The sequence below is a fragment of the Marinobacter sp. genome (assembly GCF_041687235.1).
In the GTDB taxonomy this organism is placed as follows: domain Bacteria; phylum Pseudomonadota; class Gammaproteobacteria; order Pseudomonadales; family Oleiphilaceae; genus Marinobacter.
On the sequence record NZ_JAWLCH010000010.1, the window covers coordinates 1 to 25,477 of the forward strand.

The window sequence follows — 25,477 nt, forward strand, 5'->3', positions numbered from 1 at the left end:
ACGGGTTGAATCAAGTCACTGAATCGCCGTGGTACGTGATCCGTATGCCCGGTGATGTGGGAGGAGGGGCATCGTGAGGTGCCTCCCTATCCCGATTATTGCGCATGAGACTTTTCTTCGGAGCTGTTTTCTAAAGGAGTAAGAATGAAATTCGAGGAGAAATACAAGCTCACAGATCAGCCCGAATTCTCAGAAGCGGCGTTTGCTAAATTTTCCAAAGATTCTCGCTGGAAAGAACTTGTCGCCGGTGTGTATGACAGCGGTATCTTCACCCTATGCGATGCAAGCTTTGACACCTCATCGTTAGCCAGTTGGGATTGGCTTATCGGTGAAAGAACGATCTTGATAGGCTATCTCGCCTGGGGCGACTTCATCTATATATCGATAGAGCAGCGAGAGATTTTCTTGGTGATTGTCCAAGAGGGGGGAAAGGTCTCTTTGGGGGATAATCTCGAATCGGTTTTCGACTATAACTTGGCCGCAGAACGATTCTACTCAAAGATGATGTTGCCAGATAAGTTCACGAGCATAGAAGCTCGTCTGGGTGCCCTGTCATACGGCCAATGCTTCATACACAGCCCTTGGCCAATGCTCGGTAACCCCGAGAGAGACGAAAATTATAGTAAAGGTAATTTTACTGAGTACGTTGATTTGGTTGGTCAAACTTGGTCTCAGCTCCGTTCTCAAAATTAGGCTTTAGGGCGTATGCGCAATAACCAGTCGGTCAACCGGACGCCAAAAGCGTACCGCTTTTCGTTCCCTCCGCTGGCGCTCCGGCGCCGGTTACCTCAGCGTTATGCTCAAAAAGAAATCACATGCCTTATCGAATGAATCCCCAACAATATGAGTCTGTTTTAGCACTTAGCAGTGCTGATCGAAGCACTCATTTTGTCGGTAAGGTGGCTGATTGGCAGCAGCTATGGGGTGTGAAAAAGGAAGACGGTTGGCTGGTTCCAATTACCCCCGATGATTTGGAATATTTCCCTGTCTGGCCGCATCCGGAATATGCTCAAAAAATCGTAGATGAGCACTTCCCTGGCCACCATGCGGTTGAAATCACGCTAGATGAATTCCTGACTCATTGGCTTCCAACTTTCGAGAGTGACGGCGTAAAGGTGGCAGTGTTTCCAAACAAAGAGTGGGTTTTCTGGGTGATGGAGCCCAAAGATTTGGAGCAATGCCTGCGAGATGAGCTGGCATTGTATGAATAAAGCATAACCAGTAGGTGAAGCCGACCGGTACTCCGCTGCGCTCCGTCCCAGCGGCTTACCCAAGGCGTTAAATATAAAAGTAATGAACAGAGAGGGATCGTGAGGTGACTTCATCAGTAAGCGACTATGATTACGAACTCTACCTAGATTTTCGCAAATCTGAAGGGGATCCCTCACGAGTCTTTCATGCTATGGGTGGGATGATCGATGCGCTGAATAATTTGGATCGCGATCTAGGAAAGTTGATCAGTCCTTATTATGAGCCCCAAGTCATTCTTGAGGATGTGTACACTGGTTCGTTACGGGCTAAACTCGGCGAAATCCTGAAGGAAATTCCCGATGATGCGCTTAAAGACCTTGAGCTAAAGAAAATCCTTGGGCACTTTTTGCTTAAAGCGAAATACCTAATTGTAAAATGGTGCGAGGCCAAGGAAAGTCTTGAGGATATGAATGATATCAAGGAATTGGAGGATCAGATAGAGGAAGCTGCAGAGTCCACGAAGGTGAAGAGAATACCTGCCTACGGCTCAATCAACCGTAAAGATCTTCTGAATCATATAAAGCAAATTCAAAACGTAATGAGCTCTCTTGAGGAATTTGACTATATTGAGTATCGCTCGGTTGTTGGCGACGCTCGTTTTAACGGACAACTCGCCATTTCGTCCCAAGTGATTTCTGATTGGCTTACAAAAGAGGTTCATACGACTCAAGGCGCTAGAATATTAAAAGTCAAAAAACCTGACTATTTGGGTAAATCAAAATGGGCCTTTAGATATAATGGGCATGCTATTGAGGCAAAAGTTTCGGATATACCATGGTTGGTTAGTTTTCAGGCTGGGGATATTCCTGTAAATCCTGGTGACTCCATTCGAGCTGAGCTGAAAGAGGATATCGCTTTTGGTTACGACGGAGAAATAATTCATGTCTGGTACGATATACTTGAGGTCTATGAAGTCATTCCTGGAATGAGAGCTGTCCAAGGCGGATTATTTGATTCTAAGAAGTGATTTAACAAATGCAGGTTGTCGGACAGTGTACTCCGCTGCGCTCCGTACCTGCCGCAACTGCAAGCGTTATAAGTTGCGAGAAGCTTTTGCAGGACTTCGGAAAGAGAGCAGATATTTGCGATCCGATGCGGATAGAGGACAGGAAATTTGGGTAGTCTGAGTAGGTGGTTCAAGGTTCTACAGCTACTGTTACCGATTATCCTGATCTGCATCGGGGTGCTTCATGCAGTGTCGACTCTGATAGCGGCCGGTTTTGACGCTGCTATCAATCAATTTCTATATCCGTTCATCTTTGTCACAAGCGGGCTCGTTCTCGGTGACTTCAACAGGCGCCGCAAGGATCTAAACTGAGGGTCTATGCCACGACTTATAACAAGGCCAGGCACGGCGACGCCTACTACATTGCGGCTTCGCCTCCATTCCGTAGCCGCGCATGCTGGCTGGCGTTATGCAGGATTATGAACTGGTCCGTTGTTAAAAAGTTCTCAGGTGCGGCACTGTCCTTAATTGGTTTGGCGGTGGTTGCAGACGTTATTATCGTTGCACTCTTTGAGCGCGGCGCGGTGACCGCTGAGTATGCTGGCTGCTATCTTACCGATGCAATGGTGGTCGGTTACGAGTGCCAGGGCTTCTGGCCAGCAGACATCATATCAGCGTGGCTCAATCTGCCGTTGTGGTCGGTCTACGGGCTCCTTTTTGCGCCATATAGCCTTAAAGCAGCGCTTCTTGCGGTCTTGGTTTGGTCACCACTAGTGATATATGTCATGGCGTCTCGCAAGGTGGCCCAGCATGCATAACCAGGCCAGTCACGGCGACGGCTACTACATTGCGGCTGCGCCTCCATTTCGTAGCCGCGCGTGCTGAGCGGCGTTATGCAGGGAGCAATCATGAAACCACGAATTAGCATGATCACTTTAGGTGTAAGTGACCTGCCGCCCTCTGTAGTGTTTTACGAGCAGGGCCTCGGGCTTCCGCGAATGGATTCTCCTCCCGAAGTGGCGTTCTTTACGTTGAATGGTACTTGGCTAGGATTATATGGTCGCGAAGCGCTGGCTGAAGATGCGTCAGTCTCTGGGGAATCAAGCGGATTCTCAGGGTTCAGCCTAGCGCACAATGTGGGGTCCGAGCAGGAGGTTGATCAAGTTATGGCTCAAGCTGCATCAGCCGGCGCCGTTGTGACGAAACCAGCTCAGAAAACAGATTGGGGTGGGTACGCAGGATACTTTGCTGATCCGGACGGTTATCTCTGGGAAATCGCGCACAATCCGCTTTTTTGGGTCGGGCCCTCAGATGAGCCTGCATAACAAACCGCATCAGTACGCGGCCGATGGCCGCCGCTTATTTTTGCGTTACACCCTACTGATCCGGCCTTGACGGCTATACGGCAGAGCCGTATATTTTAGCAGTGCTATTTATCGAAACCTCAACGTTCACCAAGCTATTGCCGAACTACCTCACGGATGAGGAATACCGGGGGCTTCAAACTTACCTTCTACAGAAGCCAGATGCAGGGGATCTGATTAAAGGTTCGGGTGGTGTTCGTAAAGTTCGGTGGGCACCAGCGGGTTCGGGAAAGAGCGGTGGTATCAGAGCCATTTACTACTGGAAGAAATCTGACCACGAGATATGGATGCTCACGCTGTACAGTAAATCAGAGCGCGCCAGTATTCCTGGCCACACGCTCAAGCAGATAGCGGAGGCAATCAAAAATGGGTGACAGAAACCTTGGGGCAGAGATTCTTGACGGTATCAATGAAATCAAGCAATTCAAGAAGGGTAAATTGGCCTTGCGAACGCATGAGCTTGCAGAACCTTCGCCGCCCAAAGTGATCAGGCTGAAATTGCACATGTCGCAGTCAGCATTTGCCGGCCTTATGGGTGTGAGTGTGCGAACCCTTCAGGACTGGGAACAGGGTCGGCGCGAGCCGCAAGGCCCTGCGCTTGCGCTTCTGCGTATTGCTGAGCAACACCCGGAAGTTTTTAGTCAGCTTCACTGACCAAAGTGAGGTGTAACCAAGCCATGCACCGGATGCCAAAACCTCCGCTTCGCTCTGGTTTTGTCACCGGTGATGGCGGGCGTTATGTGGTGCCCGCCATGCTACAAACACGATTTTTGAACAATGTTTAATCACGGGTAGCCAGGACGCTACTCAGAAAAGAAAGGAACTCTGACTATGAGTAATCTGATTGCCGCCTGTGTTGGCGACATGCACGTTTGCCCGATCAAAGGGCATGGCTCTTCCCCCATCCTGCCAAACGGCTCCAGCATCCTTGTTGAAGGTAAACCCATTGCCCGGGTGGGCGATGTCACCGGTTGCGGTGCGGTTATTACCCAAGGCTACCCGCTGGCGTTGGCCGATGGTATGCCAGTGGCCTACCTTGGCAGCCCTACCAGTCATGGCGGATCTATTGTCAGCGGTAATCCACGAGTGATTTTGGGTGTCGCCACTACCACAGCACCCGTAGTGGACTTTGCCATGGCTGGCGCACTGGATGACAAAGGCCAGCTTACCCCTGCGGCCAAAGAGTTGCTGGACAAAGATCCACAAGAGTTTGTGCGCAAAGCTGCGCATAAAGGCGCATTGATTGATGAAGGCTTGCCGGACAAGTCACTGGATGACTCGCCCGAAGAAGATAACCGCCCCAAAGTCCGGGTAGAGGCAGGATTCTTTTTTGATGGCACAGGCAATAACCGTGACAATACCCGTGCCTACCAGCAGGAACTTGATAAATGCCTGACCGCCAATGCCGCCGGAGCCATCTCGGAAGACGAGTGCAGTAATGAGCTGTCGCAGGTGATGGAAGGCAGTTACCTCAATGCCGAAACCAACGTCTCGAAGCTGGAGACGCTTTACTTTAAAGACACCATAGAGCAAGACGGTTCACCAACCCACCGGCTGTCCGTTTATGTTTCAGGTGTTGGCACCAAGTTTGGTGAGCCCGACGATGGTTTGAGCATGGGGCTAGGCTTGGGGGAGCAAGGCATCCTCAGGAAGGTTGAGGAAGGTGCAGAGCAAATCACCTTTGAGATTGCCAACCGAGTCAATGATTCCATTGACGAATTGATCATCGATGTATTCGGATTTAGCCGGGGCGCGGCAACGGCACGACATTTCGTAAGCCGTGAGGTTTATGACACAACGGGCTCTTTATACGGTGAGTACAAAGGGGCATTGGTCAGAGCTTTCGAGCGGGAGGGCATTCCATGGCCTGAGAAAGTGACGGTTCGGTTTCTGGGGCTGTTCGATACCGTTGCAGGAGTCGCCGATGTAGGCAATCTGGATTATTCCGCCCACGATGGAAAAACGGGGCGTGTCAACGTCAACATAAAACCGGGGCAGGTCCAGCGGGCCGTCCAATTCGTTGCGAGGGATGAGCGGCGTCACAACTTTTCGTTAAACAGCCTTCGAAGTGATTCGGGTGACCTGCCTGAGAATTTCAGCGAGTGGGTGCTGCCCGGAGTACATTCGGATATTGGCGGCGGGTATCCAGAGCGGTTTCATGAGCGAATTGAAGTTCGCCCTCCAGAAGTCATCACGGGTAAAGACCGACGGAACCCCGAGGCCAGTTTCGAGTTTTCCCGCATGCTGCAGGAGCGAGCCCTGATCAAGGCCGAGGGCTGGATCGGATCGCACAATCCGTTGGCGACCCTCGAGATTGAACAGAAGCGCTTGCCCATGCTGCCCACTCAGCCGAGCCTGAGTGGCAATAATGTCGCTTTCACCTTTGGCTGGACCGGGAGGTTCGCGGCGAATACTCCAGAATTCCCCTGTACTTGATTCACAAACTGGCTGTCGATGCCGGTGTGCCTTTCCAGTCCATCAACCCCGATGTGAAAGGCTTTTCAATACCGCAAGAGCTTGTAGCAGTTGCCAGAAACCTTGCAGCCCACGTCTGGCACGGTCAAGATTTGCTGTTGTCACCCGAGTCAAAAGCCCTGCTTAAGCAACGGTACATCCATCATTCCGATCATTATCTGGAAATGGGACCGTTATACCCTTTCAGGCCGGCAAAGGGTGGTCGCCGGGCTATTCACCTCAACATGACCAGTGAATAAACGGAGACTGCTATGAGTATCAAACGCTGGATGACCTGTCTCTGTATCCTGGTGTTGGTAGGGTGTTCGGAACCAACGGAGTCAGAGGGTCCAAGGCACGGTCCTAACAGTACATACCGCAATATCAATGTCGTCGCTCCAAAACACTACGATGTCTGGGTGGATAAGTTCTTTGTTGAGTCCTTGTCAGAGAACATTGGCTGGCGAGCGCCTATTGGCATTGTGTCATGTTGCTGGGAAAAGCCTCACGGCGCTTCGGCGGAATGGCAAACTATGCCCGAAGTCTTCCTCATCCGCTGGTTCTCTTTCGCGGAGCAGCAATCCTATGAAGCCCTGATCCGGCTGGAAAGCCCGGATGAGATTGAGGAAAAGATGAAGGAAGTCGCTGCATTTGAACGCTTTGGCGAGATGGTGGAGCGACCGCGCTACAATCTTGTTCTTGGCTTGGCACCGGGCGGAACAGTGGTTGCGTGGATTATGAACCGGGGTGTGAATGCTATCGAAGTTGGTCGTTTTAAAGCCAAACCCTACGACGACAAAGAATCAGACTACACTCAATGGGTTAATGAGTATCTCGAGAGAGAAGGCGATTACCTCAAAGAGAACGGGGTGAAGCTGGATGGTTGGTAGGGTTATAGGCCTGAAACCGTGGGAGTTAGCCACCACATAACCATGCCATGCACCGGATGCCAAACCCTCCGCTTCGCTACGGTTTTGTCACCGGTGATGGCGGGCGTTATAAGCACGGGGCAATCAGGCTCCGGCATAAGTAGGTGAGAGTTTTTGGGAGAAATACTCTTTGACGGGTTGTTTAGGGGAGGGATTCGGTTCCTCGCAAGGCTTCTCGGTTGTGAGCAAACCTGTGAAGGCGGCGCAGGACTTCTCTTGTTGGTCCTTTTGCTGATCTTGTTCATATGTGTGGTGGTTCTTGTAGTTGGCCACATTCGGAAACCGGCCAAGAAGAAAGGTCGCTGAAGCCGTGCCTGTTATAACAAGTCAATTAAATTCGTTCCGGCCCGATGGGCCTCCACCGGACGCCCTTGTCAGGGCGCCGTTTATTGCTGGCTACAGAATTCCGAGTTACCCACGAACAGTAGACACCTTCTATAGTTAGGTGGACTTACCCCGGTGCGGACGGTGGCATCGCTGGCCGTCAGTTTAGAACAACAACGAGAAAAGGGCAGATGAGCGAGCACGATGCACGGTTTTGGGATCGGTCGGCCAAAAATGCGCAGCTGTTCTGCGTCTCGTGGGCAAGGCCCCGAGCGTCGTGACCACATGCTCCTCGGGTTCGTTGCTACAAGCGATCGGTGAAGCGGGGTTTGAAATACTTGAGAACGAACGACACGGAACGAAGAAAAGTGACTACCGTCCCTTTATTGTCGCTCGGGCGAGCTGACTCTGCCTGAAGTCAGGCATGCGGGAGTGCGCGCTCCCGTGCCGCTCCGGCTTTAAGGGTGTATCCCCGACGCGAAATCAAAAATGTTCATGAACAGGAAAAAACATGAAAAAACAGCTGCTGGTCTTACTGATACCCTTCCTGCTATTGGCAGGATGTGCGAGTAGCCCGTCTGCTCTCAGACATGATGTCGCCGTGTCGTATGACGCCGAGCGTATCGCCTATGATGTGGCCGGAGAGGGCGAAACGGCGCTGATTTTCGTTCACGGCTGGAGCTGTGACGGGCGCTACTGGCAAGAGCAGGTCCCGGTATTCGCGAAAGCCTATCGGGTGATTACGGTCGACTTGGCAGGGCATGGGCATTCCTCATTGGAGCGATCCGATTATTCAATGCTGTCGTTCGCGCAGGATGTGAAAGCCGTTATGGACAGGGAAAACATTGGTCGCGCTGTTCTGATCGGGCACTCAATGGGAGGTGGCGTGATTGCCGAGGCGGCCAGGCTCATGCCGAAGAGGGTTGTGGGCATTGTCGGGGTCGATACCCTGCAAAACGTTGGGGAACGTACACCTGAGAGTGTCATTGAGGAGATGGTAACGCCATTTGAATCTGATTTCAGAACGGCGACGCAGGGTTTTGTTTCACAAATGTTCCCGGCAGGTACCGATCAAGAGCTGATGAACTGGATAAAGGAAGACATGTCATCAGCGCCCAAGGCGCCGGCCATGAGTGCCTTTCGTAACTACCTGGGTCAGTATGTCAGCGGAGATGCCGCCGCTGTCTTCAAGGATGTCAGCGTTCCTGTGGTCTCAATAAATGCACGACTATGGCCGACCGCATTTGAAGAAAACCAAAAGCATATTAAAGACTATCAGCTTCTCTATATTGAGGAATCAGGCCACTTTCCCATGCTGGAAAGGCCTGACGCCTTTAATGCGCTGTTACAACAGACCATTGAAGCAATTGAAACGCGCAATGGCATCTAGCCTTTGCATCACATGCGTGCCGGTGTCTCCGCTGTTCTGAGACACCCATACCGGAGGGGCCGATGGACATCAAATGCGTCTCGGGATTTGCCACGATAACCCAGGACCCTGCTGCAAGTGCCTCGCTGTATGAAGGACTGCTGGGGCTGCCGCTGGAGAAGATGGACGATTATCGCTTCATGGACAAATTCCCCGGGACGAACCATTTTGGTGTCTGGCCGCTTGCCATGGCCGCCCAGTCCTGTTTTGGGCAGGATGAATGGCCTGAGGGGGTTCCTGTGCCGACTGCCACAATTGAATTTGAGCTGGCGGATGCGGCCGCTGTCGAGGCGGCCGTGGACGAGTTGAAAGCGAAAGGACAAGCATTCGTTCATACCGCCCGTACCGAACCCTGGGGGCAGACCGTCGCCCGGTTCATGAGCCCCGAGGGGATATTGGTGGGGCTGAGTTATGCGCCGTGGCTTCATGAGTGAGTGGTAAGGGGGGGGCAGACCCCTTGAATTATTGGCCAGACGGTTTCAGAGAGTACGTGTAATCATGTGGGGGTGGGCTGTTGTTGCGATACTGGCACATCTTTGGAGTAGAAGTGGGCTTTCAATCTAACCAGTGCAGGCACGGCGACGCCCACTACATTGCGCCTTCGGCTCCATTTCGAGGGCGCGCATGCTGCAAGCGTTATGCAAAGCGTTCGTCTTGACGTACGTACCTGTAGGCGTACACTTGATTAGAAGTTAAACACGCAAGAGGTGCGTCATGACCGGAATCACAGCAACTGAGGCGCGCAGCAACCTTTATCGGTTGATTGACGAAACCGCCGAGTCCCACCAACCAATCGTCATCATGGGTAAGCGGAACAAGGCCGTCCTGGTTTCCGAGGAAGACTGGTCTGCAATTCAGGAAACACTTTACCTGCTCTCCGTACCAGGTATGCGGGAGTCTATTCGTGAGGGGATGGATACCCCCGTGGATGAATGCGATGAGGAGCTGGACTGGTGACATGGAAGTTGGTTTACACCAAGCAAGCCCAGAAAGATGCAAAGAAGTTGGCCTCCAGCGGCCTCAAACCAAAAGCCCAGGAACTGTTAGCGCTGATAGCGGAAGATCCATACCGCAAGCCGCCTCCGTTTGAGAAGCTCATTGGTGATCTTGCGGGGGCCTATTCACGCCGCATCAATATTCAGCATCGTCTGGTCTACCAAGTGCTCGAGGACGAGCGAGTGGTGAAAGTTCTCAGACTCTGGAGCCATTACGAATAATGCATAACCAGCCGCTGTTGCCGGACAATTTTTCCACCGCTTCGCGGCTCCAAAATTGCCGCAAAGCTCCGCGTTAAGCTCCATTGTTGCGTGGTGCGCAACATGCTAAAATTCCCTCATGATTAAATCATTCCGTCACAAAGGACTGAAGCGGTTTTACTCGACCGGCCACACGTCTGGCATACAACCCGACCATGCCAAGCAGCTGCGTATGCAGCTGGCTGCTCTGGATACGGCGACTTCAGTGGAAGACATGGATATCCCTGGTTTTCGGCTTCATCCATTGAAGGGTAAAGACAAAGGCCAGTGGTCGATTTGGGTTAACGGAAATTGGCGCATGACGTTCGAGTTTCAGGACGGCAACGCCTACATTCTTGATTATGAGGATTATCACTAATGACTATGCATAATCCGCCGCATCCTGGTGAATTCATTCGGGAGGTGTACCTGGAGCCTTTTGGTATCAGTTCCCGTCAGCTTGCTTCCAGTCTGGGCGTTTCACCTTCCACTTTGTCCCGGTTGCTCAAAGGGGATAGTGGTATTAGCCCGGAAATGTCTCTTAGGCTGTCCAAGGTTCTCGGGCGCACCCCTGAGAGCTGGTTGGCGATGCAGGATATGTACGATCTGTGGGTGGCCCGCAATACGGTCAATCTGGATGGCATTCATCCCCTGGATTTCGAAGCCGCTTAACCAGAGGTTGTTGTCGGACGCGCCTACGCTGGCGCTCCGGCACTCCGCAAAGCCAGGGCGTTAGCAGCTACGGCTTCCTTCCAAATCTTGCGGGTTGAGTAAAAAAGGAATAATTTGTACTCATGGATGAGTTTGAATTCGACGAAGCCAAAAGCTAGGCCAACCTGGACAAGCACGGTATAGATTTCGTGGCTGCCCAAGGGCTTTGGAAAGATCCATACCTGCTGGAGATCCGTGCAAAATCAGAGGATGAGCAGAGGTTTTTGCTGATAGGCAAGATTGGTGAAAAGCACTGGTCGGCTGTCGTCACATACAGGGATGCTCGTATTCGTCTGATTTCAGTCAGACGTTCCCGTAAGAAGGAGGTTGAGCTCTATGAAGGCTAAAGACTTCGACAAGAAATTTGAGGAAGGCCAGGAAGATATTGTTGATGATCTTGACCTGTCTTCTGCTCGTCGTGTTAATCAGGAACAAAAGCGAATCAACGTTGATTTCCCGGCTTGGGTTGTAGAGTCGTTGGATCGCGAGGCGGCGCGCATTGGCGTTACCCGCCAATCAATCATCAAGGTGTGGCTGGTGGAGCGTCTACAGGCAGAGTCTGCTAACAAGCCGCCCAATGGTGACGCCGCAGGCGGCGCACATTAGCGGAGCGTTAAATGCCAGTAATAGCAAGGTCCAGAGCTCCAACAATCTGGTCTCTGAGATGTGAGAGGGAGCCAATAGGGCTCTTGAGGTGTTTTTCGGGCACGGAGGAAATTTGCGGAGTTAACAGCAACAGCTCCTGATCGGCAAAGCTGATTTCGGGAGTGAGCCCCTGCATGGCTTCGCCACCGAAGGCAGAACGTTTGCCCAAGGGGATAACAATGCGAGTTGCCAAATCGCTCAAGAGGCTGCTTTGGATATCCATCAGGTATGGGTAGTGAGCCTTGCTGACTTTGCTCGGGTTGGGGTACACATCGAACTGTGCCATCAGAACTCCCTGAATTCGTCGCCGAAGCATCCATGTTGTTCGACGAAATCGTTGTAACTTTTTATCGCAGCGCGATTTTCTTCAACCCATTGTGCGGCTTCGCGTTTCGAAAGCTCTTCTTTCAGAGCTCGTTCCAGGGTGGCAGACAAGTTAATGTTCAGTTCCCGGGTTTTACGCAGAAGATCGCTATTGATTGAGAGGTTCGCTGCTTTTTTGGGGGCGGCTGAGTTATAGAGTTCGGCCATGAGGGCCTCCGAGAAGACATAGAATTCAGGTTTTGATCTTATGCGCATAGCTATGCGCATGCAAGTATTTAACCAATGGCTGTTGTCGGACGCACCTGCGCTGGCGTTCTGTCACGCCGCAAAACTAAGGCGTTATGCTGGTACGTCCGTTTATGAGCCCTGAAGGTGTTTTGGTGGGGCTGCGTTATGTGCCGTGGCTTAATGAATGACGCCTGACTATCTCGCCAAATTGTTTTATGGTGCAGCACTCCCATCACGTAAATAGTAGTCGCTGCCGGGCTGCCTGTTCGCGATGTTTCAGGTGTCTCAGTAAGAGGCGATAGAGAAAAACCGATGACTGTTCATTCTGGTTCTTGCCTGTGTGGCACAGTGAAATTTGAGGTACAAGGCAGTTTCGACAGTTTCTATCTGTGTCATTGCCAACACTGCCAAAAAGATACCGGATCTGCTCATGCGGCAAATTTGTTCTCGCAGTCCGCTGAATTGACCTGGTTGTCCGGTGAAGGCGCTGTGACCTCCTTTACGCTCTCTGGCACCCGTCACAACAGGAGCTTTTGTAAGTTGTGCGGGTCAGCATTGCCGAGCAGTCCGCTTAAAGGTGTTCTCGTCGTTCCGGCGGGCTGTTTGGATACCGGAATTTCCATGGTACCCACAGCCCACATTTTTACGGCCAGTAAAGCACCCTGGGATGGCGACTTGGGCGACGTGCCACGGTTCGAGGGCCTGCCAGAATAAGCTGGTCGCATAAATCCGATAACCCGCAAGTAGGTGCCCCCTCCATGACGGAACACACACAGGTTGCTGGCCTGTCTACGGATCATCTTTCAAACATTGAAAGCCACCTTGACCGTTGCTACATCCAGCCCCGGAAGTTACCCGGTGCGCTGACACTGGTCGCCCGGCGAGGGGAGATTGCTTATGTGAAAGCCCAGGGGCTGATGGACGTGGAACGCAACAAGCCGGTCCGCCGGGATACGGTGTTCCGCATCTATTCCATGACCAAACCGATCACATCTATCGCCATGATGCAGCTCTATGAACAGGGGCGGTTTTTACTGGATGATCCCGTACACAAGTTTATTCCTGCCTGGCGAACCCGGCGGATTTATAAAAGCGGTGTTTATCCCAATTTCCTGACCACGTCTGCATCCAGCACCATGACAATTCGCGACCTGTTCACGCATATGTCAGGCCTGACTTACGGATTCATGCAGCGCACCAACGTCGACGCTGCCTACCGCGAGCTTAAGCTGGATGGCAGCCGGAGTATGACGCTGGAAGCCCTGGTCGATCACCTCGCAGAGCTGCCGCTGGAGTTTTCCCCTGGCACAGCCTGGAACTATTCGGTCAGCACGGATGTGCTGGGGCATCTGGTGCAGTTGCTGTCTGGTAAGCCGTTTGATGAGTATCTGCAGGAGCATATTTTTGAGCCTCTGGATATGCCTGACACCGGCTTCCACGTTCGTGACGATCAGCTTGAGCGCTTCGCTGCCTGCTATCAGTACCATCCCGGTGATCAGTTCACGTTGCAGGATGATCCGCAAACCTCTCCCTTCCGGCGCAAACCTCAGTTTTTGTCAGGCGGGGGCGGGCTGGTTTCCACCATTGATGATTATTTCCACTTTGCCCAGGCACTGTGTCAGGGCGGTGAGTTCCGGGGGCGGCGCATTATTGGTCGAAAAACTCTGGAATTCATGCGTCGCAATCACCTGCCTGACAATCAGGATCTACCGGGCCTGTCGGTCGGTGCGTTCAGCGAGACACCGTTTGCCGGGACTGGCTTTGGTCTGGGCTTTTCGGTAAAAACTGACGTCGCCAAATCCCAGACCAACGGATCGGTCGGTGAGTACGGTTGGGGTGGCCTTGCGAGCACCAACTTTTTCGTCGATCCCGTGGAGGACCTGGTGATGATCTTTATGACGCAACTGATTCCCTCATCAACCTACCCCATCCGTCAGGAGTTACGGGCGATCGTTAACGGAGCGCTGCTATGAACACAGTTTCAACACCCTATCCAATCGGCACCCCCGGCACGCCCTGGGGCGATGCGGAACGCGCCGAATGGTTGTCACGGCAGACCCGTCAGCGCAGTTACGAGGCGGAGGTGTTGAGTGTTATCGAGGGCCTGCGCTCGCGCTTTGATATGGAAGAATATGGCGCTCTGGATTACGGCCCGGATTATTATCCGCTGATGGCGATTCGCAGCCGCGACTGGAATAACGATCTTCCGGTGGTGCTGATAACCGGCGGGGTTCACGGCTATGAAACCAGCGGTGTGCATGGTGCGCTGCAGTTCCTGGACAAGCACGCTGCCGAGTATGCCGGCCGCGTGAACTTGCTGGTTGCGCCCTGTGTCAGTCCCTGGGCGTATGAGCGCATTCATCGCTGGAACCCGAACACCATTGATCCGAACCGCTCGTTCCACGAGGGCAGCCCGGCTGAGGAATCAGCCGCACTCATGCGTCTGGTAGCGCCAGTTCGTGATCGTGCGCTGATTCACGTGGACCTTCACGAGACTACCGATACCGATGAAACCGAGTTTGGGCCGGCGCTGGCTGCGCGGGACGGCAAGCCGTTCGAGCCGTCCGGGATTCCCGATGGGTTTTACGTGGTGGGTGACACCGAGAACCCGCAGCCAGAGTTTCAGCAGGCCCTGATCAGGGCGGTGGAGCAGGTGACGCATATTGCGGCGCCCGACGAGAGCGGCGAGATCCTGGGCTCACCGATGGTTGCCCGGGGTGTAATTGAGTATCCGCTCACCAAGTGGGGCCTGTGCGCCGGTATTACTCGCGCTCCTTACCGGACCACCACCGAGGTGTATCCCGATAGTCCCCGTGTAACCCCCGGGCAATGCAATACTGCGCAGGCTGCCGCGGTGTGTGCGGCGATTGACTATGGGCTGGCTGCGCGACACGCCTAGTTCTGCATGCGAATGTCGTCTTTCCAGCGGAACCCCACGCCGCCGGCCTGCCACACGCCGTCTTTATTGAACGGGTGGGGGCCAGCCATGTTGATGTACTGGGGCAGACCAAAGTGGGGTGCCAGGTTTCGCGGGGCCTTTATGGTAACCCGGTCCATGATGCGCAGGCCTTGCTGCTCTGCTGGCAGGTGGGCCTCCGGGGAGGCGCGGTGGGCAACCGCCCAGTTGTCGATAAACAGCAGATCGCCGGTGTCATATTCGTAGCGAATGCCGTAGCCGCACTCGAAGGAATCGTTCAGCAGATCGTTGTAATCGTTGAACAGCTCTTTCATCGCGTTTTCGTCCAGCAGCCGAAAGCTGTCGGCGGGGGCGGGCAGGGTTTTCAGCTGGTCGAGTGTCAGCCCGTCTTCCGGCAGACGTTCGAGCACGGCACCGGTCATGCCCAGATGCAGCCATACGCTTTTGCGGCCGGAAATCGGGTGGGTGTGAACCACCGGGTGGGTCACGCTGGATGCGGAGTTTACCGACACCAGGCGCTCCCAAAGATCCCGCTTTTCCGGCGGCAGAGCATCAAACGCGGCGCCCTGGTGTGCAAAGTGGGTACCGCCGCCGTTTTCCGGGGCGCGGGCCATGTAGTAGGCGCTGTGGGAGAAGGTGGCCGCCTCGAAACTGCCGTCGTTGTGCCACTGGGGGCCGACGCCGAGAATGCCCTGGCGGCCATCGTTGGAGCAGCGGAAGATGTGCCGGTTGCGGCCGGGCGTTGCGGGATGAACACCGTGAGTGGAGTGGATCTCGCGGGCGCCCCACCATTTGCAGGTATCAATCAGTTCTTCGGGCGAGAGGCCGGGCTGATGCTTGAAAACAATGAACCCGCGATTCGCCATTTCCGCTTCCAGGGCCTTTATCGCATGCTCTGGCAGTTGGTTGCGCACGTCTGCGCCATAGATTTCAACGCCGATAGGGTCCAGTGGCTTGAGCGACAGGCCTTCCTGCTCGAGCAGGGCCACATTCTCCGGGTTCAGGGGCGCTACGGTGGAGGTCGGTTCGCGGGTTGTGCCCTGGGTCTGTGCCATTGCGGTCTACTACCATGCTGCTCGTTTTCTAGCCAGCCTAACCCAGTGGGTTTTTGAAATTCAAATCCGATGTCTCGACAAACACCTTGCGAGTCGGTCGCCCAAGGTGCCCCGGTGCTTTAAAAACCTTGCTTTGATGGTTAGGCTGACAGTAGGCACAGCGCAAGGGGCATAACGGAATGAAGTTTCCTTCGAGCACGTCATTTGCACTCCTGGGTGCAGCACTGATTGCGATCAGTTACGGGCTTGCGCGCTTTGCGTTTGGTTTGTTTGTGCCCCCAATCCGGGCTGATCTGGATCTTGGGGCCGATGTGATCGGTATTATCGGTGCGCTGCCGCTGATCAGCTTCGTGCTTGCGACCGGGGTAGCACCGCTTTCTGCGGATCGGCTGGGCGCCCGCAACACTGCGATGGCCTCCGGTGTTTTCGGCGTTGTCGGCCTCGCGTTGATCAGTCAGGCCGTCGGGGCTGTCTCTCTCGGGATTGGCGTGATCGCCTGTGGTATCTGCACAGGGCTGATGATGCCGGCACTCACGGCAGCCATGCAGGCGTTGGTGAAACGGTCGCTGCATGGCCGGGTAAGCTCGGTGATGAATGCCGGCACCAGTATTGGCGTGGTGATTGCTGTACCCACGGTTCTGTTCCTCGCCGGGGCCTGGCGTTATGCCTACGCCTCCTTTGCGGTGCTGGCGGTCATCGGTGTTATTGCTACCTGGTTCTTCATTCCCTCGGTTTCCCGTGTCATGCCCGCGAACGCGGCACCGGCGCCGCCTATCAGCGCGGATCAGTGGTGGCGCCTGTTAAGGCTCTCAATGTTTGCGTTCATGATGGGCTTTGTCTCTGCCGCCTACTGGATCTTTGCGCCGGATCTGGTGGTCAATCTGGGTGACATGCCCTCCGATGCCACCGGTTGGCTCTGGCTTGGGGTTGGCATTGCCGGCCTGGGTGGCGCTGTAGTGGCCGATCTGGCCGATCGCAACAATCCCCCGATCACCCAGGCCCTGATGCTGATGATGCTGGCCGCCAGTCTGGCGTTGATTGCAGCCAGCCCCGACAACCTGATGATTTCGGGGTTCTCGGCGCTGGTGTTTGGCCTCGCTTACATGAGCCTGACGGGGCTCTATCTGATGACCGGTATTCGTTTGTTGCCTGGTCGGTTGTCCATGGGGCCGGTATTGCCCTTTATGGCGGTCTCTCTCGGCCAGGCGGCCGGCTCGCCCATCGTTGGTGCGTTGGTAAATGAAGTCGGCTATGCCGATGCCTTTGCCAGCTTCTGCACCATCGGTATCGTTGTGGCGATGCTCTCGCCGCTTTACCCGCGGTATCTGGAATACGAGCCGGAGGAGGAGACCGAGGAGGATACCGGTCTGCAGGCAGCCTACGATTATCAGTTGCAGAATGAGGAAGGCGAGCCGCTGACCCCGGTAACCGGCAAGTCTGAGAGCTATTAGAGAGTCTGGGGCAGCCCGTTACTCTGGTCTTCCCTCGGTGGGCGCCGCCCAGCTGGTGTAGCCCAGGTCCATTACACGGGCGACCTCCTCATCGGGTATGGCCGAGAGGTCGCCAAGCTCCAGGGTGTCGTAATGGAAGGCGTAGAGGCGGGAAGTGAACTCCGCAATCGGCAGGGAGGCCTCGCCACGAACTTCCCCGTTGCCATAGGTTGAGCAGGTAATGCCCTGGCCCCAGTTCTGGCCGCTGTCGTTATTTGGATTGAAGAAATAGACCCGCATTTCGTTCTTCGGGCTCAGGGCGACCCGCAATATGTTAATGGCGTGGCGGCCCACGAAGCGTGCGGCGCTGTCGGTCACGGCAATGCCTGCTGGCTGGGCATGAATCACCGGGATGTTGCCGTTATAGAAGGGGTGGTAGCTGGCGTAGAAATGCCGGATGAAGCCCTCGTAGTCCTTCACCTCACCAGTTTTTACGTCGGCAACTACCCGGAAGCCATGGCTGACCCACCAGCCATAGAATTCCGGGTTGATCCAGCGGTGCGCGTCGTCCTCGCGGTTTTCACAGCGCCGCCACATCTCGCCGTAGATTCGATCCAGATGGGGGATGAGGATCAGCGATACCGGGTCCACATCCACCGGTGTGCCCGTCACCAGCCCGGGCTCCAGATCTCTTGACGATACTTCCTGGCCTTCGAATCGGGTCAGTACTTCGTTGTCCCGCGCTGCCCAGGCCAGCACCTGTAGCAGGTAATCGGCCTCGTTGGATGCCCACATGGAAAGGCCAATGGCAGATTGGCAGGTGGGGTTATTGCCCTGGCCGACGCCCAGGGGCTGGCCCAGCAGATTGATAACACCGGCAAGCAGGAACACCCGGGGTGGGAGGGCATCACCAAAGGCTTCTTCCAAGGCGCGCGCGGTTTCCGCTGATAGAGGGAGTTTGATCTGTCGCCAGAGGGCCTGGGCAACCGAGGGCGTAAACAGAGAGCCCCGTTCCAGCATCATGGTCAGCCCGTATACCGCCTGGCAGGTTTCCGGGTAGACGGCTTCGTCAATCAGGGCATGCACCAGCTCGGTGTAACAGTAGAGATCGTCCAGGCCGGTCATGGTCAGCCCCAGGGTGTTGGGTATCAGGTCTTCCTGTCCGGTGTCGCGCAGAAAACGGAGCATCACGGCGTGGTAGGGGGAGGCCAGGCCAGTGTCGAACATGCTGCGGGCAAAGTAGGTGGCTTCCGAGGAGAGAGCAATGTCGTCCATGTCCCTCAGGCGTTGTTCATAGACGGCAAGCCCGGGATCTTCGGCACTGGCCGGGGTGGGCGCGAAAAGCGCCTTCACCAGACGGGTAGCGTCGCTATTGCGCCGGGTTTTGATGGCTGGATCGTATAGGCACTTGGCGATCTGACCGATCATCTCGCAGATGCTGTCCACCTGAACCGGTCCCTGGTCCAGCAAGCGCCAGACTTCGGCTACCAGGCTGTCCAGCAGGCTTTCGTATCCCAGGTGGGAGATCAGATACCGGTACAGTTCCTGAACGATGGTTCCGAGCTGCTTGGGGCGTTCCCGGTCGGCTTCTGTCAGCTGGCCAGAGAGCAGGTCCAGGTTGAGGGCCATCACCTGAGTGAGAAAATGGCGTGCCTGCTCCGCTGAGATGCCAGGATGGAAGAAGTCTCCACGGCTGACAGCAAGCATTCGTAATTCGCTGATCGCTTCCACGATGGTGGTAACGGCACCCGCCTCGCGCAGGGAGTGCTTGGCCAGCGCCGGTTGCAGAATCGCTGGCTGGGCCCAGTCGCTGGTGCCGAAAATACCGGCGGATTCCAGGGAGCGAATGCGGCGGTACAGGGCATCGAAGCCGCCGGGTAGGGTCATCAGCATCCTGGCGCGCTCCAGCAATCCAAGGCTGGAGGCCTTGGGGTCGCTTCGACGGGCGCGGGCGAACTCGGCCAGCGCCATATCAAACTGCATCAATGCAGGCTTGAGCGCAGGATCTGTGTCTTGGCGCTCCATTGCGTTGGCTCCCTTTATCGTCAGGGCAGAACCACCAGGTGATTGGGCAGTTCATTACGCTCGTGAGTGGCGGGTACATGCTCTTTCAGCAGCTTGCCACACGCCGCAATACAGTCAAGAAACCCCTCCCGTGTCTTTCCCTGGCGCACTTTTTCGGTGAAGTCCGCAACGATACTTTCCCATACTGAGTTGTCCAGCACATCGGCAATACCCTGATCCACCAGAATCTCCACATAGCGTTCGGCCTCCGAGACGAAGATCAGCATGCCAGTGCCGCCTTGGGTATGGTGCAGGTTCTGCTCAAGGAATTGCCGCCGTGCGAGGTTGGACGCCCGCCAGTAGCGCACCTGCCGGGGAATCAGGCGGGTGTTTATGCCGGGCATCCGGAACAGCAGGCTGAGCAGCACGAACGTGCCCCACTGCACCAGCATCAGCATGTCGGCGCCGAGCCAGCTGCCGAAATAATTGCAAATGCCCGGCACAAGCAGAGCCAGAATGCCGGCCCAGACCAATGGAATATAGTTGTAGTTGTCCGACTGGGCCGTCAGCACGGTGACCAGTTCGGCATCGGTTTCCCGTTCCACCTTATTGATGGCGGCGGTAACGGCTTCCTGATCGCTTTTGCTTAGTAATGTCATGATTCTGTCATTCTCATTGTCAGGTGAGGGGATTCAGCGCGCGAGGATGCCGGTACAGAGCTACCAGCCACCGGAGGCACCACCGCCGCCGAAGCCGCCTCCGCCGCCACCAAAACCACCGCCGCCGAGGCCGCCGCCACGGCCGCCCATGGCACCACCCAGCAGCGCCGCGCCCAGCAGGGCAGCACCCCCGCGGCCACCACGGCCACCCCGACTGCCGATAAAGAACACCACCGCCATCATGATGATGAAGAACAGCGCGACCATGCCCGCTTTGGGCTTCTCCTGCTGGGCAACTGGTTGCTGACCCTGCGGAGCCGCCATGGGCTCGCCGCCGAGCACCTGAATCATGGCGGCGGCGCCGTTAACGATACCGGCCTGAAAATCTCCCTGACGGAACGCCGGGGTGATAATGCGATTGATAATGACCGACGAGTCGGCATCAGTGAGCCGGCCTTCCAGGCCATAGCCCACCTCGATGCGGATTTTGCGTTCTTCCTCGGCCACAATCAGCAGTGCGCCGTTATCCTCGCCTTCCTGACCGATACCCCAATGTCTGCCCAGTTGGTAGCCGAAATCCTCTATCGGAAAACCCTGCAGGTCTGGCAGGGTAACCACCACAACCTGTTCGGTGGTGTCCTGCTCATGGGCCTCGAGCATCTGGCTCAGGCTCGCCTCCGCATCAGGCGTCAGCATTTTCGCCTGGTCTACCACCCGGCCAGTCAACTCGGGAAATTCCGGCGTGGACTGGGCCCAGACGGTGGCCGGCAGCAACAGCAGTAATGCCAGCAACAGGTTTTTGTTCAACTGGAAAACCATCAGAATTCCACCGCGGGCGCTTCATCCGCGTTTTCCGTGGTGGCTTCGAAGTTGGCGCGAGGCTCCAGATCGCTATACAGCAGGCTGTGCCAGATTTTTCCCGGGAAGGTGCGCAGTTCGGTGTTGTACCGTTCCACCGCCTGGATGAAATCCCGTCGCGCGACGGCAATACGGTTCTCCGTACCTTCAAGCTGAGCCTGGAGGGTCAGAAAGTTCTGGTTCGATTTGAGATCGGGGTAACGTTCAGAGACCGCCATCAGACGGCTCAGGGCGCTACTGAGCTCACCCTGGGCCTGCTGGAACTGCTTCAGTTTCTGGGGATTGTTGAGAATGCTCTCGTCCACCTGGATTGATGTCGCTTTCGAGCGCGCTTCAATTACCGCGGTGAGGGTTTCCTGCTCCTGCGCGGCAAACCCCTTGACGGTTTCGACAAGATTGGGAATCAGGTCTGCCCGGCGCTGGTACTGGTTTTCCACCTGGGCCCAGGCTGCGGTCACTCGCTCATCGTAGGTGGGGATGTTATTGATTCCGCAGCCACTGAGAAGAAGAACCAACGCCATCAGCGAGGTCAGCCGCCAGAAATTCCGTTGTTGAAACGGAGTGTGAAGGGTTCCGGTCATAATCATTCCCAGATGTGGTTGCATGAAGAGGGGCGTCCGCCCGGCCCGCGGGCGAAGGCAAGGGATTACTGCGAGAGATGGGGGCAAAGCCCCTGTTTTCAAGGTTAAGGCTCAACCGCCGACCTCCCGATAAGACACCATACGCTGTTTCTCTTCATCCCACAGGGCGTAATGGAAGCAGTCGGCAATGTCGCCGGGCGCAAGGCTTGTTGTCAGCGGCGACTGCAGTTCAGGAATGGCCGCCATCACTTCAGGAAGGCGGTAAAAGGGGATGCGGACGTTGAGGTGATGAATATGGTGATAGCCAATGTTGCCGGTAAACCACTGCATGACTTTGTTCATTCGCATGTAGCTGGAAGACTCCATGGCTCCGCGGTAAAAGGTCCAGGCTTCGGGCGAGGCAATCTGCATGCGCCGGAAACTGTGCTGGGCAAAAAACAGGTAGCACCCCATGGCAGAAGCCAGGCTCATGGGCAGCAGGATGACAAAGAAGACCAGGCTGAACCCGCCCAGTAGCCACATCACGGCGATCAACGCAAAATGACTGGCGAGGGCGATCAGGGAGTCGAGGTGTTTTCCGGGATTCTTCAGCAACGGTAGAAGCGTTATGTTCAGGCCGAACACAACAGGGTAGCTCAGCACCACGACCAGGGGATTTCGCTGGGCGCGATAGGTGAAGCGTTGCCACTGGCTTGAGTCCCGCCACATGCGGGCGGTGATCAGTGGAAAAGCGCCGACGCTGGCTTCTGAAATCTGACCCACGTGGCCGTGGTGGTAATTGTGACTGGCAAGCCAGGAGCGAGTGGGCGTCAGCATCAGCGCACCAAAGGCATGGAACAGCCAGTAGGCAATGCGGGAGTCTTTGAGAATCGCACCGTGAAGGTAGTCATGGAAGGTGATGAAGGCGCGCACCATCAGCAGTGCGCCCAGTACCGAGAACGCCAGACGGAGAGGCCACCAGGGGATCAGCCCGGCGGCCGTCAGTGCGGTGATCATTAACACAAAGGTGGAGCCGACGCGCCACCAGCTTTGGGCAGACGACTCCTCTACGTAGGGTTTTGTGGCCGCGAGTAGCTCCCGGCCCACCCGGATACCTTCGCTGTGTTCCGGCGGCCTGTCGTCCGATTCCTGGACATTCTCCCTGGGCATGGCACGTTCCTCCCTGCTCCCTGCCTGTAAAACTAGATCGTTTGGCCGGTATTTTCCAATGCTTTGAAGGCAAGGGCGCCAGGGTTTAACCGGGCCGATAGGGGGCACCCTGATCTTTTTTGCACTAAGTGCGACAGCGAACAGAACGAAAGACGTGAACCACCTAACCTGATAGCAGATGAGGCAATGGAGCAGCCTGAACAGGACGTTACATCATGCGCCACACGGATGAGGCGCAACCATAATTCGGGCTTTGAAAGGGAAGGACCTGATTGTGAACAATATCATTTATATCGTTGGTGCCGTGGTCATCGTTCTGGTGATTCTTTCCTTCTTGGGTTTTCGGTGAGCTGGGGCCGGTAACGGCCCCTCTTTGGCAGTAAGGCTATGGACCCCCAGAGCCTCCAATTTTACGGCCTCGCGCCCAGCGAGGCCGTTTTTTATGTGGCTTTAACCTGCTGACAACCAGCATTCGCCGTGCCCCCCACCAATTCCCAGGGTGGGTAACCGCACATACTCCGCTGCTACCAAAGGCTAAGCTCTCCTCAACGGTCGACTCTGATATTGGCAGCCAGTGCCTGTCGCTGTCCTCCATATGCAAATCATGGAACATCATCCGGCGACTCAGGAGAAACATCATGGAACCTAACGATCCGAATACACAGCCGAGTAGGGGGGCACATTCCTCACCCCAGGCACAGCCACTCTCCGGTTCAGCTACAACACGGCAGGCGGGCGCAACGGGTAGCCAAGAAACTGCCAGTCACGGTGCTGAGGCGTTGAGCCGCGCCGCGGACCTCTACGGAAGATCGCGTAATGGGAGGACTGAGCGACAAAGGCACTGACATACTCAAGGAGAAAGCAGAGCACAAGCTGAAGGAAGAGCAGGAGAAGGCTTCCCCGGGAATAGGTGGAGATTCTGGCAAGATCCGTCCCGGAACCCATTATTAGCCAAATGCCAGTGTTCTTCTACCGAGACTATCTGCCAATAACCCCCCGGTTTTTACCGGGGGGTTATTGTTAATAACCGGGACGTATCATTTATGCGTTAACGAAGAGCGCGGGAGCATCCGATGAGGGACGAGGGCGCGAACGAAATTCCAGACACGAAATCCACGGATGTGGAGGAGCTGAAACGGGAGCGATACGAGCTGCTAGGGCGCCTGGAGGGCTGGCTGGAAACGCCGATGCTGATTCTCGCGTTCGTTTGGCTGGTGCTGTTGATATTAGAGCTGGTGCGGGGCGAGAGCCTGCTGTTTTATTTTCTGGGCACGGCAATCTGGGTGGTTTTCGTTTTCGACTTTGCTGTGAAGTTGGTCCTGGCCCCGGACAAGCTCGTTTACCTCAAGGGTAACTGGCTGACCGCCATTGCCCTGCTGCTTCCTGCCTTGCGAATCTTCCGCGTTTTCCGTGTGTTTCGGCTGCTCCGCCTGGCCAGGGCAGGGCGAGGGTTGCGGCTGGTCCGCGTTGTCAGTTCGCTGAACCGCGGGATGAAGGCCTTGGGCGCGAGCCTTAGCCGGCGGGGCTTCGGGTATGTGATTGCCCTCACCGTGCTGGTCACGTTCGCCGGCGCGGCCGGGATGTACGCTTTCGAGAACGAGGCACCCGGTGGCCTGGACAGCTACGGCGAGTCGCTGTGGTGGACCGCCATGATCATGGCAACGATGGGCTCGGAGTACTGGCCGCAGACGGTCGAGGGGCGTGTACTGTGCGTCTTCCTGGCGCTGTACGCGTTTGGTGTCTTCGGCTACGTGACTGCGGCACTGGCTACCTTCTTCGTCGGCCGCGACGCGGATAATAACGACGCCGAAGTGGCAGGATCCAAACAACTGGCCGCGGTCCGGCATGAGGTGAGCGCCTTACGCGAGGAGATCCGCGCTCTGTCGCGGCAGCCGCCGGAGTAATGACACGAGTCAAACAGGGATGCTTTTTACAAATGGGGGCGTCGACTTCGACGCCAAGCGGAAAAGAGCCAATCAGGAGGGCTGGGAATGAACCAACAAAAGCAGATGATGGGAATGGGCTGGGGCCGGTTTGCGGCAATGATCGCGACCTCGACTTTTATCATGTTTTTTCTGATGTATCAGCTTGTCTATTCATTCGACCACGCATTGCTCAGCTTAAACCGTCTGATCGCTTCTCTGGTTATGGGGTGCGTCATGACCGTTGTGATGCTGGCGTTCATGTGGTCTATGTACAAAGGGATGGGAACAAAAATCGCCGTTCTTGTTCTGGCTTCACTATTGGGCGTGTTCTTGCTGTTCGCGAATAGAGGCCAGTTGGTAATCGGGGATGTTGATTTCATGAAATCTATGATTCCCCACCACTCGATTGCCATAAACAACTCGCGGAAGGCGAGCATCAGCGACCCACGTGTTCGCAAGCTCGCGGATGAGATCATTGCGGCTCAGGTTCGCGAAATAGCCGAAATGAAACTGCTCCTGAGTGACATTGCACAAAACGGAGAAAGGGGCGAGGCTGAGCTTCCCCCTCGTTCTACCGAGATAACCCCCGAAATGGAGCGCAAGATCGAGCAGGTGGTGCGATGAGTGAGCGGCGTCATCGAGGCAAAGATTGCACAGCGGGTCTTGAGTGATTTGCCTTCTGTCGAGGCGCTCGGCGAGCAGGTGCCATACAACTGTCCGGACTGTGGCGGGGTGCTATGGAAGGTGGCAGACGGGGACCTTCTTAGATATCGCTGTCATACCGGCCATGCGTTTACCTCCTCGGTGTTGCTCGCTCAACAAACAGTAAAGATTGAAGAAACGCTCTGGGTTGCGCTGAGAATGTTTGAGGAGCGCCAGAACCTGCTCGAAACGATGAGTAACAACGAAAGCAGAAAGCCTCCCTCATCGGTCGCCCAGCGGGCCAGGGATTCTCAAGTCCACATTGACCGCATTCGGGCCATGCTGAAAGCTACTGATAGAGAACTCCACGGCCTATAATACCGGAGCGGAAACAACAAACCCCGACAATAAGCCGGG

General features: G+C 55.4%; 34 protein-coding genes. 26 read left to right on the forward strand and 8 right to left on the reverse strand.

Features of this window, described 5'->3' with window-relative positions:
• The first annotated feature begins 144 nt into the window (after window positions 1–144).
• The 18 genes from ACESMK_RS13940 (at window position 145) to brnA (ending at window position 11,249) form a co-directional block, all read left to right on the forward strand.
• A complete protein-coding gene (locus ACESMK_RS13940) occupies window positions 145–693 on the forward strand; it encodes a T6SS immunity protein Tdi1 domain-containing protein (RefSeq protein WP_372999877.1) in 549 nt (182 codons plus the stop codon).
• A gap of 122 nt (window positions 694–815) precedes the next feature.
• Window positions 816–1,211 carry a DUF2750 domain-containing protein gene (locus ACESMK_RS13945; protein ID WP_272992979.1) on the forward strand — a complete coding sequence of 132 codons (396 nt, stop codon included), beginning with the start codon at window positions 816–818 and terminating at the stop codon, window positions 1,209–1,211.
• A gap of 104 nt (window positions 1,212–1,315) precedes the next feature.
• A complete protein-coding gene (locus ACESMK_RS13950; RefSeq protein ID WP_372999881.1) occupies window positions 1,316–2,218 on the forward strand; it encodes a hypothetical protein in 903 nt (300 codons plus the stop codon).
• Window positions 2,219–2,676: 458 nt separating this feature from the next.
• Window positions 2,677–3,015: a hypothetical protein gene (locus tag ACESMK_RS13955; RefSeq protein ID WP_372999883.1), complete on the forward strand. Its 339-nt coding sequence runs from the start codon at window positions 2,677–2,679 to the stop codon at window positions 3,013–3,015.
• A 90-nt stretch (window positions 3,016–3,105) separates the two neighbouring features.
• Window positions 3,106–3,522: a VOC family protein gene (locus ACESMK_RS13960; protein WP_372999886.1), complete on the forward strand. Its 417-nt coding sequence runs from the start codon at window positions 3,106–3,108 to the stop codon at window positions 3,520–3,522.
• Window positions 3,523–3,623: 101 nt separating this feature from the next.
• Window positions 3,624–3,935: a type II toxin-antitoxin system RelE/ParE family toxin gene (locus ACESMK_RS13965; RefSeq protein WP_012137896.1), complete on the forward strand. Its 312-nt coding sequence runs from the start codon at window positions 3,624–3,626 to the stop codon at window positions 3,933–3,935.
• Complete coding sequence (locus ACESMK_RS13970) at window positions 3,928–4,215, forward strand: helix-turn-helix domain-containing protein (RefSeq protein ID WP_372999889.1); 288 nt, start codon at window positions 3,928–3,930, stop codon at window positions 4,213–4,215. The genes ACESMK_RS13965 and ACESMK_RS13970 overlap by 8 nt, the downstream gene beginning before the upstream one ends.
• A 177-nt stretch (window positions 4,216–4,392) precedes the next feature.
• On the forward strand, window positions 4,393–5,997 hold the full coding sequence (locus tag ACESMK_RS13975) for a phospholipase effector Tle1 domain-containing protein (RefSeq protein ID WP_372999891.1): 1,605 nt from the start codon (window positions 4,393–4,395) through the stop codon (window positions 5,995–5,997).
• Entirely contained in the window at window positions 5,994–6,275 is a 282-nt protein-coding gene (locus tag ACESMK_RS13980) for a hypothetical protein (RefSeq protein WP_372999894.1), read from the forward strand. The genes ACESMK_RS13975 and ACESMK_RS13980 overlap by 4 nt, the downstream gene beginning before the upstream one ends.
• A gap of 12 nt (window positions 6,276–6,287) precedes the next feature.
• On the forward strand, window positions 6,288–6,905 hold the full coding sequence (locus ACESMK_RS13985) for a DUF2931 family protein (protein ID WP_372999897.1): 618 nt from the start codon (window positions 6,288–6,290) through the stop codon (window positions 6,903–6,905).
• Between the two features lie 874 nt (window positions 6,906–7,779).
• The gene (locus ACESMK_RS13990; RefSeq protein ID WP_372999900.1) at window positions 7,780–8,658 is read left to right on the forward strand and encodes an alpha/beta fold hydrolase; all 879 of its coding nucleotides are present in this window, start codon (window positions 7,780–7,782) and stop codon (window positions 8,656–8,658) included.
• Between the two features lie 62 nt (window positions 8,659–8,720).
• Window positions 8,721–9,131, forward strand: coding sequence for a VOC family protein (locus ACESMK_RS13995; RefSeq protein ID WP_372999903.1), 411 nt, complete (start codon window positions 8,721–8,723; stop codon window positions 9,129–9,131).
• Window positions 9,132–9,411: 280 nt separating this feature from the next.
• On the forward strand, window positions 9,412–9,654 hold the full coding sequence (locus tag ACESMK_RS14000; protein WP_058092928.1) for a type II toxin-antitoxin system Phd/YefM family antitoxin: 243 nt from the start codon (window positions 9,412–9,414) through the stop codon (window positions 9,652–9,654).
• On the forward strand, window positions 9,651–9,914 hold the full coding sequence (locus ACESMK_RS14005) for a Txe/YoeB family addiction module toxin (protein WP_072822502.1): 264 nt from the start codon (window positions 9,651–9,653) through the stop codon (window positions 9,912–9,914). Before ACESMK_RS14000 ends, ACESMK_RS14005 begins: the two co-directional genes overlap by 4 nt.
• Before the next feature lie 118 nt (window positions 9,915–10,032).
• Entirely contained in the window at window positions 10,033–10,311 is a 279-nt protein-coding gene (locus tag ACESMK_RS14010; RefSeq protein ID WP_372999906.1) for a type II toxin-antitoxin system RelE/ParE family toxin, read from the forward strand.
• Entirely contained in the window at window positions 10,311–10,604 is a 294-nt protein-coding gene (locus ACESMK_RS14015; RefSeq protein ID WP_068436756.1) for a HigA family addiction module antitoxin, read from the forward strand. The genes ACESMK_RS14010 and ACESMK_RS14015 overlap by 1 nt, the downstream gene beginning before the upstream one ends.
• 164 nt (window positions 10,605–10,768) lie before the next feature.
• The gene (locus ACESMK_RS14020) at window positions 10,769–10,990 is read left to right on the forward strand and encodes a BrnT family toxin (RefSeq protein ID WP_373000199.1); all 222 of its coding nucleotides are present in this window, start codon (window positions 10,769–10,771) and stop codon (window positions 10,988–10,990) included.
• Window positions 10,980–11,249: a type II toxin-antitoxin system BrnA family antitoxin gene (gene brnA / locus ACESMK_RS14025; protein ID WP_372999909.1), complete on the forward strand. Its 270-nt coding sequence runs from the start codon at window positions 10,980–10,982 to the stop codon at window positions 11,247–11,249. The genes ACESMK_RS14020 and brnA overlap by 11 nt, the downstream gene beginning before the upstream one ends.
• Before the next feature lie 7 nt (window positions 11,250–11,256).
• Here the strand turns inward: brnA and ACESMK_RS14030 are convergent, their stop codons facing one another.
• Both ACESMK_RS14030 and ACESMK_RS14035 read right to left on the reverse strand, forming a co-directional pair.
• Window positions 11,257–11,574, reverse strand: a complete 318-nt coding sequence (locus ACESMK_RS14030; RefSeq protein WP_372999911.1) for a CcdB family protein — start codon at window positions 11,572–11,574, stop codon at window positions 11,257–11,259.
• Complete coding sequence (locus ACESMK_RS14035) at window positions 11,574–11,819, reverse strand: type II toxin-antitoxin system CcdA family antitoxin (protein WP_091853970.1); 246 nt, start codon at window positions 11,817–11,819, stop codon at window positions 11,574–11,576. Before ACESMK_RS14035 ends, ACESMK_RS14030 begins: the two co-directional genes overlap by 1 nt.
• 333 nt (window positions 11,820–12,152) lie before the next feature.
• On the opposite strand from ACESMK_RS14035, the gene ACESMK_RS14040 reads away from it, so the two are divergent.
• Genes ACESMK_RS14040 through ACESMK_RS14050 form a run of 3 tightly spaced genes read left to right on the forward strand, consistent with a single transcriptional unit; the run spans window position 12,153 to window position 14,739 of the window.
• Window positions 12,153–12,554, forward strand: a complete 402-nt coding sequence (locus ACESMK_RS14040; RefSeq protein WP_372999914.1) for a GFA family protein — start codon at window positions 12,153–12,155, stop codon at window positions 12,552–12,554.
• A gap of 44 nt (window positions 12,555–12,598) precedes the next feature.
• Complete coding sequence (locus ACESMK_RS14045; protein WP_372999917.1) at window positions 12,599–13,813, forward strand: serine hydrolase domain-containing protein; 1,215 nt, start codon at window positions 12,599–12,601, stop codon at window positions 13,811–13,813.
• Complete coding sequence (locus ACESMK_RS14050) at window positions 13,810–14,739, forward strand: M14 family metallocarboxypeptidase (RefSeq protein ID WP_372999920.1); 930 nt, start codon at window positions 13,810–13,812, stop codon at window positions 14,737–14,739. Before ACESMK_RS14045 ends, ACESMK_RS14050 begins: the two co-directional genes overlap by 4 nt.
• Here ACESMK_RS14050 and ACESMK_RS14055 read toward each other — a convergent pair.
• Window positions 14,736–15,812, reverse strand: coding sequence for a TauD/TfdA dioxygenase family protein (locus ACESMK_RS14055; RefSeq protein ID WP_372999923.1), 1,077 nt, complete (start codon window positions 15,810–15,812; stop codon window positions 14,736–14,738). The two genes, ACESMK_RS14050 and ACESMK_RS14055, sit on opposite strands and share 4 nt — an antisense overlap.
• A 179-nt stretch (window positions 15,813–15,991) precedes the next feature.
• Here ACESMK_RS14055 and ACESMK_RS14060 point away from each other — a divergent pair, with 179 nt between their 5' ends.
• Window positions 15,992–17,263 carry an MFS transporter gene (locus ACESMK_RS14060; RefSeq protein ID WP_372999926.1) on the forward strand — a complete coding sequence of 424 codons (1,272 nt, stop codon included), beginning with the start codon at window positions 15,992–15,994 and terminating at the stop codon, window positions 17,261–17,263.
• Window positions 17,264–17,281: 18 nt separating this feature from the next.
• On the opposite strand, the gene ACESMK_RS14065 is transcribed toward ACESMK_RS14060, so the two are convergent.
• The 5 genes from ACESMK_RS14065 to ACESMK_RS14085 form a co-directional block, all read right to left on the reverse strand.
• A complete protein-coding gene (locus tag ACESMK_RS14065) occupies window positions 17,282–19,267 on the reverse strand; it encodes a hypothetical protein (protein ID WP_372999929.1) in 1,986 nt (661 codons plus the stop codon).
• 20 nt (window positions 19,268–19,287) lie between these two features.
• Window positions 19,288–19,905, reverse strand: coding sequence for a TPM domain-containing protein (locus ACESMK_RS14070; protein ID WP_372999932.1), 618 nt, complete (start codon window positions 19,903–19,905; stop codon window positions 19,288–19,290).
• 60 nt (window positions 19,906–19,965) lie between these two features.
• On the reverse strand, window positions 19,966–20,724 hold the full coding sequence (locus tag ACESMK_RS14075; protein WP_372999935.1) for a TPM domain-containing protein: 759 nt from the start codon (window positions 20,722–20,724) through the stop codon (window positions 19,966–19,968).
• Window positions 20,724–21,284 carry a LemA family protein gene (locus ACESMK_RS14080; protein ID WP_373000202.1) on the reverse strand — a complete coding sequence of 187 codons (561 nt, stop codon included), beginning with the start codon at window positions 21,282–21,284 and terminating at the stop codon, window positions 20,724–20,726. The genes ACESMK_RS14075 and ACESMK_RS14080 overlap by 1 nt, the downstream gene beginning before the upstream one ends.
• 171 nt (window positions 21,285–21,455) lie before the next feature.
• Window positions 21,456–22,493, reverse strand: coding sequence for a fatty acid desaturase family protein (locus ACESMK_RS14085; protein ID WP_372999938.1), 1,038 nt, complete (start codon window positions 22,491–22,493; stop codon window positions 21,456–21,458).
• An 816-nt stretch (window positions 22,494–23,309) separates the two neighbouring features.
• On the opposite strand from ACESMK_RS14085, the gene ACESMK_RS14090 reads away from it, so the two are divergent.
• The 4 genes from ACESMK_RS14090 (at window position 23,310) to ACESMK_RS14105 (ending at window position 25,438) form a co-directional block, all read left to right on the forward strand.
• Window positions 23,310–23,444: a hypothetical protein gene (locus ACESMK_RS14090; protein WP_372999941.1), complete on the forward strand. Its 135-nt coding sequence runs from the start codon at window positions 23,310–23,312 to the stop codon at window positions 23,442–23,444.
• Between the two features lie 122 nt (window positions 23,445–23,566).
• On the forward strand, window positions 23,567–24,397 hold the full coding sequence (locus ACESMK_RS14095; protein ID WP_372999944.1) for an ion transporter: 831 nt from the start codon (window positions 23,567–23,569) through the stop codon (window positions 24,395–24,397).
• Between the two features lie 87 nt (window positions 24,398–24,484).
• On the forward strand, window positions 24,485–25,042 hold the full coding sequence (locus ACESMK_RS14100; RefSeq protein WP_372999947.1) for a DUF305 domain-containing protein: 558 nt from the start codon (window positions 24,485–24,487) through the stop codon (window positions 25,040–25,042).
• On the forward strand, window positions 25,043–25,438 hold the full coding sequence (locus tag ACESMK_RS14105) for a hypothetical protein (RefSeq protein WP_372999950.1): 396 nt from the start codon (window positions 25,043–25,045) through the stop codon (window positions 25,436–25,438).
• Window positions 25,439–25,477 lie beyond the last annotated feature (39 nt).